Genomic DNA, 9,078 nt, shown 5'->3' on the forward strand with positions numbered 1-9,078 from the left:
CCACCGGCTGACGCCTACGGTCTACCGGCTGACGCCTACGGGTCTACCGGCCGACCCCGGCAGGGCCCACTCAGGAGTTTCCTGAGAGGCACCTGTGTGTTTCTCAGGAAAATCACAGGTTGCCGAAAGGATGCTCTCAGCGGGGCCCACCAAGGTGTCCGCTATGACCACGACCTCGCCCCAGGGGCGCACCGAACTGCTGAGGCCGGACGGGAGCCCCGTCCGAGTGCTTGTGGTGGACGACGAGTTGTCGATCACCGAGCTGCTGTCCATGGCCCTTCGCTACGAAGGGTGGCAGATCCGCAGCGCGGGTGACGGGACGGGCGCGGTGCAGACCGCGCGCGAGTTCCGGCCCGACGCCGTGGTGCTCGACATGATGCTGCCCGACATGGACGGCCTGACCGTGCTCGGCCGGCTCCGCCGGGAGCAGCCCGACGTCCCGGTGCTGTTCCTGACCGCGAAGGACGCGGTCGAGGACCGCATCGCGGGGCTCACCGCCGGCGGCGACGACTATGTCACCAAGCCGTTCAGCCTGGAGGAGGTCGTGGCCCGGCTGCGCGGTCTCATCCGGCGTTCGGGCGCGGCCGACCGGCGGTCCGAATCCGTGCTCGTCGTCGGGGACCTCGCCCTGGACGAGGACAGCCACGAGGTGTCGCGCGGCGGGGACAACATCCACCTCACCGCGACCGAGTTCGAGCTGCTGCGCTTCCTGATGCGCAACCCGCGCCGGGTGCTGAGCAAGGCGCAGATCCTCGACCGTGTGTGGTCGTACGACTTCGGTGGCCAGGCCAATGTGGTCGAGCTCTACATCTCGTATCTGCGGCGGAAGATCGACGCAGGGCGTGAGCCGATGATCCACACCCGGCGTGGGGCCGGATATCTGATCAAGCCCGCCACGTCATGAGCGGACGACGACGGACGCGAGCGCAGAAGAGGCGAGCACGACAGCCGCGCACCCTGCGGACGCGGCTCGTCGTCGGGTCCGTCACGCTGATCGCCGTCGTGTGCGCGGTGATCGGTACCGTGACCACGATCGCGTTGCGCTCGCACCTGTACAACCAGCTGGACGACAACGTGGCCGAGGCGGCGATGCGCGCGGCGGGCCCGATGGGCGACCCGGCGGGCGGTCCGTCCGGCGGCGGGGCCGCGCGCCCCCCGAGCGACGACGTCATCGGAAAGGACCCCCTGGAGTTCGTGCTCAGGGGACAGGACATGGGCGCCATCGGCGCGACGGTGAAGAACGGCCAGGTCACCAAGGGCATCGTCAGCGTGGCCAAGAAGGACTCCAACGGAGTCAAGCAGCCCACCCCGCTCCAGCTCGGCGAGAGCCAGCTCGCCGCCCTCGCCTCGGTGGCGAAGGACAAGAACCCGCACACCGTGGACGTCCCCGGCCGGGGCGAGTACCGCGTGCGGTACCAGGAAGGCAGGAACGGCGCCTTCTACGTGGCGCTCCCGACCGACGACGTCACCAACACCCTCACCACGCTGATCTACGTCGAGATCAGCGTCACCGGCGCGGGTCTCGCGGCGGCCTCCCTCGCGGGCGCCGCCATCGTGACCCTCGCCCTGCGCCCCCTGCGCAAGGTCGCCGCGACCGCCACCCGTGTCTCCGAACTCCCCCTGCACACCGGCGAGGTCACGCTCTACGAGCGGGTGCCGGAGTCCGAGTCCGATCCGCACACCGAGGTCGGGCAGGTCGGGGCGGCGCTCAACCGCATGCTCGACCACATCCACGGCGCGCTGCACGCGCGCCAGCAGAGCGAGATGCGCGTACGGCAGTTCGTCGCGGACGCCAGTCATGAACTGCGCACCCCGCTGGCCTCCATCCGCGGATACGCCGAGCTGACCAGACGCGGCCGGGAGGAGACCGGCCCCGACACCCGGCACGCGCTCGGGCGGATCGAGTCCGAGGCCGGCCGGATGACGCTGCTCGTGGAGGATCTGCTGCTGCTCGCGCGGCTCGACGCCGGGCGGCCGTTGCAGCACGAGCAGACCGACCTCGTCCCCCTGGTGATCGACGCCGTGAGCGACGCGCGGGCCGCCGGGCGCGGCCACAACTGGCGGCTCGAACTGCCCGAGGAGCCCGCGCTGGTGTCGGCGGACGCCGCGCGCCTCCAGCAGGTCATGGTCAATCTCTTCGCCAACGCCCGCACGCACACCCCACCGGGGACGACCGTCACCGCGCGGGTGCACCGGCACGGGCCGTGGCTGTGCGTGGACGTCCAGGACGACGGCCCCGGCATTCCGTCCGATCTGCTGCCGCGCGTCTTCGAGCGGTTCGCGCGAGGAGACTCGTCGCGCTCGCGCGCCTCCGGATCGACCGGTCTGGGGCTCGCCATCGTGCAGGCGGTCGCGGCCGCGCACGGGGGCGCCGTGACCGTGGACAGCGTGCCCGGCAGGACCGTGTTCACCCTGCACCTGCCCGCGCTCGCCCCCGAAACGTCCTGGCAACAGCACTCACAGGTACAGCACAGCGCCAGCACATGGGTGCAACAGCGGGCTTGACGAAAGTCGGTTCCATGCGAACCGAACCTTCTCCCGGCAACCTGCCGGCGCGGGAGCACCTCCCGGCCGCAGACGCGGGTACGCCTGTCCTGGACGTCGTGATCCCCGTCTACAACGAGGAGAAGGACCTCCAGCCATGCGTGATCAGACTGCACGACCACCTCAAGCGCACGTTCCCGTACGCGTTCCGCATCACGGTGGCGGACAACGCGTCCACGGACAGCACCCCGCTGGTGGCGGCCCGGCTGGCGGCACAGCTCCCGGAGGTCACCTCCCGCCGGCTGGAGCAGAAGGGCCGCGGCCGGGCGCTGCGGACCGTCTGGTCGGCGTCCGACGCGCCGGTCCTCGCGTACATGGACGTGGACCTGTCCACCGATCTGAACGCGCTCCTGCCGCTGGTGGCCCCGCTCATCTCCGGTCACTCGGACCTCGCGATCGGCTCGCGGCTGTCCCGCTCCTCACGTGTGGTGCGGGGCGCCAAGCGGGAGTTCATCAGCCGCGCCTACAACCTGATCCTGCGCGGCTCGCTCCAGGCCCGCTTCTCGGACGCGCAGTGCGGCTTCAAGGCGATCCGCCGTGATGTCGCCCAGGTGCTGCTGCCGATCGTCGAGGACACCGGCTGGTTCTTCGACACCGAGATGCTGGTGCTGGCCGAGCGGGCCGGGCTGCGCATCCACGAGGTCCCCGTCGACTGGGTCGACGACCCGGACTCGACCGTCCACATCGTGAAGACCGCGACGGACGACCTGAAGGGCGTGTGGCGGGTGGGACGCGCCCTCGCCACCGGCTCGCTGTCGCTCGACCGGCTCGTCCGGCCCTTCGGGGACGACCCGCGCGACCGCGAACTGACCGACGTCCCCAAGGGCCTGGCCCGCCAGCTCGTCGGCTTCTGCGTCGTGGGCGGCCTGTCCACCCTGTTCTACCTGCTGCTCTACAGCGGCTTCCGCTCCGTCTCCGGCGCGCAGGTCGCCAACGCGCTCGCGCTGCTCGTGTCGGCGGTCGCCAACACGGCGGCCAACCGGCGGCTCACCTTCGGCGTACGGGGCCGGGGCGGCGCCGTACGGCACCAGGCGCAGGGCCTGGTCGTCTTCGGTATCGGGCTCGCCCTGACCAGCGGCTCCCTCGCCGCCCTCGCGGCCGCGACGAGCGACCCCGCGCACTCCACCGAACTGGCGGTGCTCATCGCCGCCAACCTCGCGGCGACCGTCCTGCGCTTCCTGCTCTTCCGCGCCTGGGTCTTCCCCGACCGGCGGGGCGGGACACCGTCACCGTCCCCGGTGGTTGCCTCGCACCAGCCGGTCCCGCCGCTCCACCCGACGGCCGTACGGCAGGGCGGGAACGCGTATCCGCCGCTGCCCCAGCGTCCGACGGCTTCCCCGTCCCCGTACGGCACCGCTCCGTACGACACCGCTCCGTACGACACCGCCCCGTACCGCGCCGACGAGGCCGCGGACCGCTCCTGGCGGGATTCGACCATGCAGCTGCAGGCCGTGCGCCCGCACGATCACGACCCGAGGAAAGCGCGATGACGACACAGCCCGACATGAGCGCCGGTACCGCCACCGGTGCCGGTACGAGCACCGAGACGAACACCGGCGGCGGTGTCGGCACCACCGGTCACGCCTGGGGGCCGCCCGCCTCGGCACCGCCCCCGGAGCATGTCCCGCCCGCGGGCGCCCCTGGAGCCGGTGAACCCCGGCAGCCCTTCTTCCGTCGCGTTTGGAGAGGCCGCCCCGAGGACCCGCGCTGGGTGCGCCCCGCCTTCCTCGGTCTGCTGCTCGCCACCGCGGTGCTCTACCTGTACGACCTGAGCGCCTCCGGGTACGCCAACTCCTTCTACTCCGCGGCCGTGCAGGCAGGCAGCCAGAGCTGGAAGGCCCTGTTCTTCGGCTCGCTCGACTCGGCCAACGCCATCACCGTCGACAAGCCCCCGGCCTCCCTGTGGCCGATGGCCCTGTCGGTGCGGATCTTCGGTCTCAGCTCCTGGGCGATCCTCGTTCCCGAGGTCCTGATGGGCGTGGCCACGGTCGGCGTCCTGTACGCGGCCGTACGGCGCCGGTTCGGCGCCGCGGCGGGTCTGATCGCCGGCGCGGTGCTCGCGCTCACCCCGGTCGCCGCGCTGATGTTCCGGTTCAACAACCCGGACGCGATGCTCGCGCTGCTCATGACCGTCACGGTCTACTGCGTGATCCGCGGCCTGGAGGACGGCCGGACGAAGTGGCTGGTCTGGGCGGGCGTCACGGTCGGCCTCGCCTTCCTCGCCAAGACGCTCCAGGCCTTCCTGATCCTGCCGCCGCTGGCCGTGCTGTACGCGGTCTGCGCGCCGGTGACGGTCCGGAAGCGGTTCGCGCAGCTGGGCCTCTCGACGGCCGCGATGGTGGTCGCCGGCGGCTGGTGGGTCGCGATCGTCGAGCTGTGGCCCGCGTCCTCCCGCCCGTACATCGGCGGCTCGCAGAACAACTCCTTCCTGGAGCTGACCTTCGGCTACAACGGCCTCGGCCGTATCAACGGCGACGAGACCGGCAGTGTCGGCGGTGGCGGTGGCGGCGGTGGCACCGGGATGTGGGGCGAGACCGGCTGGGACCGGATGTTCAACTCCGAGATCGGCGGCCAGATCTCCTGGCTGCTCCCGGCGGCCCTGATCCTGCTGGCGGCCGGCCTCGTCCTCACCCGGAAGGCGAAGCGGACCGACCTGGCCCGTGCCTCCTTCCTCGCCTGGGGCGGCGCGCTGCTGATGACCGCGCTGGTCTTCAGCTACATGGCCGGCATCTTCCACCAGTACTACACGGTGGCGCTGGCCCCCTACATCGCCGCCGTGGTCGGCATGGGCGCGACGGCGCTGTGGGAGGAGCGGGGCAAGGTGTGGGCGGCGCTCACCCTCGCCGGTTCGGTCACCGCGGCCGCGGCCTGGGGCTACGTCCTCCTCAACCGCACCTCCGACTATCTGCCGTGGCTCAAGTGGCTGGTCCTCGTCGGCGGTCTGACCGGCGCGCTCGGGCTGATCTTCGCGGCCCGGCTGGGCAGGCAGCTCGCCCTCGCGGCCGCCGGGCTGGGCTTCGTGGCGGCGGTCGCGGGCCCGACGGCGTACACGCTCTCCACGGTGAACACCGGGCACACCGGTTCCATCGTGACGGCCGGTCCGGCCGGGGCGGGCATGGGCGGCGGTCCCGGTGGCGGCGGTGGCACGCGGGGCGGGTTCCCGGGCGGCGGCCAGAACCAGCAGAACGGCAACGGCGGCATGCCGAACGGGCAGCGGGGCGTGCCCGGCGGCGGTACGGGTCAGCCCCCCACGGGCGGCACGGGCGGATTCCCCGGCCAGAACCAGCAGGGCAACGGTCAGAACCAGCAGGGCGGCATGCCCGGCGGTGGTACGGGTGAGGGCGGTATGCCCGGCGGTGGCGGCGGAGCCGGGGGTCTGCTGAACGGCGCGTCCGTCAGCTCCGCGGCCAAGGCGCTGCTGTCGAAGAACGCGGGGGACTACACCTGGGCGGCCGCCGCGATCGGTTCCCAGAACTCCGCTAGCTACCAACTGGGCACCGGAAAGCCGGTGATGGCGATCGGCGGCTTCAACGGCACCGACCCGTCCCCGACGCTGGCCCAGTTCAAGAAGTACGTGACGGACGGCGAGATCCACTACTTCATCTCGGGCGGCGGCATGGGCGGGGGCATGGGCGGAGGCGGAAACTCCGGCACCGCCTCCACCTCCTCCCAGATCAGTTCGTGGGTCACGGCCAACTTCAAGAAGGTGACGGTGGGTTCGGCCACCTTCTACGACCTGACCCAGCCGGCCGGCGGGAGCTGACCGGCGGATCCGGCCGGGTCGGTACAGAGCCCGGTGCGCGGGGAGCGGTGGTCCGGAGCGAGTGCGCTCCGGACCACCGCTCTTTCGTCTCGTGCGCCGTCGTCTCGTGCGCCGTCGTCTCGCGCGCCGTCGTCTCGTGTGCCGTCCTCTCGTGCCGCGCCGTGGCGGGGAATCGGCGTTGTACGGTGTACAAGAGCTGTTCTACGGTGTACGGCATGGCCGTTTCGACCGCCCCCCAAGGGCACCCCAGACGCTGGCTGATCCTCGGCGTCATCTGTCTGGCACAACTCACCGTGCTGCTCGACAACACCGTCCTGAACGTCGCGATCCCTTCCCTGACCCGCGAGCTGGGCGCGGCGACCTCCGACATCCAGTGGATGATCAACGCCTACTCGCTGGCGCAGTCCGGACTGCTGCTCACCGCGGGCAGCGCCGCCGACCGCTACGGCCGCAAGAAGATGCTGATCGCGGGGCTCGTCCTGTTCGGGGCGGGATCGCTGGCGGCCGGACTCGCCCACTCCACAGGACAGTTGATCGCGGCACGGGCCGGCATGGGCGTGGGCGGAGCGCTGCTGCTCACCACCACGCTCGCCGTCGTGATGCAGGTCTTCACCCCGGACGAGCACCCGAAGGCGATAGGCATCTGGAGCGCGGTCAACGCCCTCGGGTTCGCCGTGGGGCCCCTCCTCGGCGGCTTCGTGCTGAACCACTTCTGGTGGGGCGCGATCTTCCTGGTCAACCTGCCCGTCGCGGCGCTCGGCCTGGTCGCGGTGGTGGCCTTCGTGCCCGAGTCGAAGGCCGCGCCGCGCGCCGCCGTTCCCGGGACACCCCCGGACGCGCCCCGGGCGGACCGGCCGGACGTGATGGGCGCGCTGCTGTCGACGGTCGGTATGACCGCGCTGGTCTTCGCGATCATCTCGGGGCCCGGGCACGGCTGGGCGTCCCCGCGCGTCCTCGGCACGGCCGCGGTGGCCGTCGTCGTCCTCGGCGTCTTCGGACACTGGGAGAGCCGGATCCCGTACCCGATGCTCGACCTGCACTTCTTCCGCGACCGACGGTTCACCGGGGCCGTGGCGGGGGCCGTCCTCATCACCTTCGGGATGGGCGGCGCGCTGTTCCTGCTCACCCAGCATCTTCAATTCGTGCTCGGCTACGGGCCGTTGGAGGCGGGCCTGCGAACGGCGCCGCTCGCGCTGGCGGTCGTCGCCCTGAACTTCTCCGGACTGTCCGCGCGATGGACCGCGCGGCTCGGTGCGCCCATGTCCATAGCCCTCGGGATGACGGTGATGTCGGCGGGGCTGGTGTCCATAGCGACCCTGGCCGCGCACGGGTACGCCGGGACGCTGGCCGGGCTGCTGCTCATAGGCGCCGGCTGTGCCGTGGCCAACCCCGCCATGGCGTACGCGATCATGAGCGCGATTCCGCGGGAGAAGGCGGGTGTGGGCGCCGGGATCAACGGCACGCTCGCCGAGTTCGGGAACGGTCTGGGGGTCGCGGTGCTCGGCGCCGTCCTCAACTCGCGGTTCGCGGCGCTGATTCCGGTGGCCGCGGGCTCGCTGCCCGCCGCGCTCGCCTCCGCCGGGTCGGCCGGAGAGCGGGAGCGGATCGTCGACGCGTTCTCGTCGGGGCTGGAGACCAGCCAACTCGTGGGCGCCGTCGCGGTTCTGCTCGGCGGACTCCTGGCGGCCGCGTTGCTGAGGAGGGCGGAGAGGGCGGACTCCGCGGTGGCGGTCACCGTGTGAGGGCCGGCCGGGTTTCGGACGGAGTGCGGGGCTCGTCCCCGAAGTGCCCGCTTAGCATCGTCGAGGAGGGTGGACCGGGGAGTTCCGGCCCGCTCCGTGGTTCGAGTTCCGGGGAAGGAGCGCCATGGTGAGGGCAGCCGACAGGGCGAAGCGGCCGGTGCGGACCAGCGTCTGGCTGGAGGGCAGGGCCCCCCGCGGCGGGGCCGCCCGGGGCGGTGGCCAGCCGTCCGGGCTCGACCGGGAGCGGATCACCGCGGCCACGGTGCGGTTGCTGGACGCGGAAGGTCTGGCCAAGTTCTCCATGCGACGGCTCGCGGCCGAGCTGAACGTCACCGCGATGTCCGTGTACTGGTACGTGGACACCAAGGACGATCTGCTGGAGCTCGCGCTCGACGCGGTGTTCGGCGGACTGGAGCTGCCGGACGCCGAGCCGGAGGAAGGCTGGCGTGATCAGCTGCGGTCGCTGGCGGTGGGGTACCGGGCGCTGCTGGTGCGCCATCCGTGGGTGTCGACGCTGATCGGCAACTTCCTGAACATCGGGCCGTGCTCGATGGTGTTCTCGGCGCGTGTGCAGCAGGTGATCCGGAACACCGGGATGCCGGCGCACGGGCAGATGGGGGCGATGTCGGCGGTGTTCCAGTTCGTGTACGGGTTCGGGACGATCGAGGGCCACTTCGTGCAGCGGTGCGTCTCGGCGGGGATGTCGCAGGACGAGTACTTCCGGCAGGCCATGAGCACGATCAGTGAAGAGCCGCAGTACGCCGCGCACTTCGCCAGTGCGGAGGGTCTCATGGAGGCACGCGGCGGGGACACGGTGTCGGAGATGCGGGAGCGGGACTTCGAGTTCGCGCTGGAGCTGTTGATCGCGGGGATCGAGACGATGGTGTCCCGGGGCTGAGCGGGGTCGCTGCGTCGGCGTCCCGGTGCCGGGTTCGTCCGGTGGTGGGTCGGGGCCGTGCCGGTGCATCAGCCCGTCGCCGTCGGGTGAGGGGTGGGCGTCGGTGGCGACGGGCATCGATGTACCGGCAC

General features: G+C 71.6%; 6 protein-coding genes. All 6 read left to right on the top strand.

From position 1 onward, the window contains the following. The first annotated feature begins 163 nt into the window (after window positions 1-163). A complete protein-coding gene (locus tag ACFYW9_RS39595) occupies window positions 164-904 on the top strand; it encodes a response regulator transcription factor (protein WP_326786852.1) in 741 nt (246 codons plus the stop codon). After that, window positions 901-2,505, top strand: coding sequence for a sensor histidine kinase (locus ACFYW9_RS39600; RefSeq protein ID WP_389159874.1), 1,605 nt, complete (start codon window positions 901-903; stop codon window positions 2,503-2,505). Before ACFYW9_RS39595 ends, ACFYW9_RS39600 begins: the two co-directional genes overlap by 4 nt. A 14-nt stretch (window positions 2,506-2,519) precedes the next feature. Continuing rightward, entirely contained in the window at window positions 2,520-4,034 is a 1,515-nt protein-coding gene (locus tag ACFYW9_RS39605) for a glycosyltransferase (RefSeq protein WP_389159875.1), read from the top strand. Continuing rightward, window positions 4,031-6,307, top strand: a complete 2,277-nt coding sequence (locus ACFYW9_RS39610; RefSeq protein ID WP_389159876.1) for an ArnT family glycosyltransferase — start codon at window positions 4,031-4,033, stop codon at window positions 6,305-6,307. Before ACFYW9_RS39605 ends, ACFYW9_RS39610 begins: the two co-directional genes overlap by 4 nt. A gap of 215 nt (window positions 6,308-6,522) precedes the next feature. Continuing rightward, window positions 6,523-8,049, top strand: a complete 1,527-nt coding sequence (locus tag ACFYW9_RS39615) for an MFS transporter (protein ID WP_351875239.1) — start codon at window positions 6,523-6,525, stop codon at window positions 8,047-8,049. A 124-nt stretch (window positions 8,050-8,173) separates the two neighbouring features. Next, window positions 8,174-8,947 (top strand): TetR/AcrR family transcriptional regulator, encoded by a 774-nt coding sequence (locus ACFYW9_RS39620; protein WP_389159877.1) that lies wholly within the window; start codon window positions 8,174-8,176, stop codon window positions 8,945-8,947. Window positions 8,948-9,078: the final 131 nt, after the last annotated feature.

Origin of the sequence: Streptomyces sp. NPDC002698 (assembly GCF_042888945.1) — a bacterium.
Classification (GTDB): Bacteria; Actinomycetota; Actinomycetes; order Streptomycetales; family Streptomycetaceae; genus Streptomyces.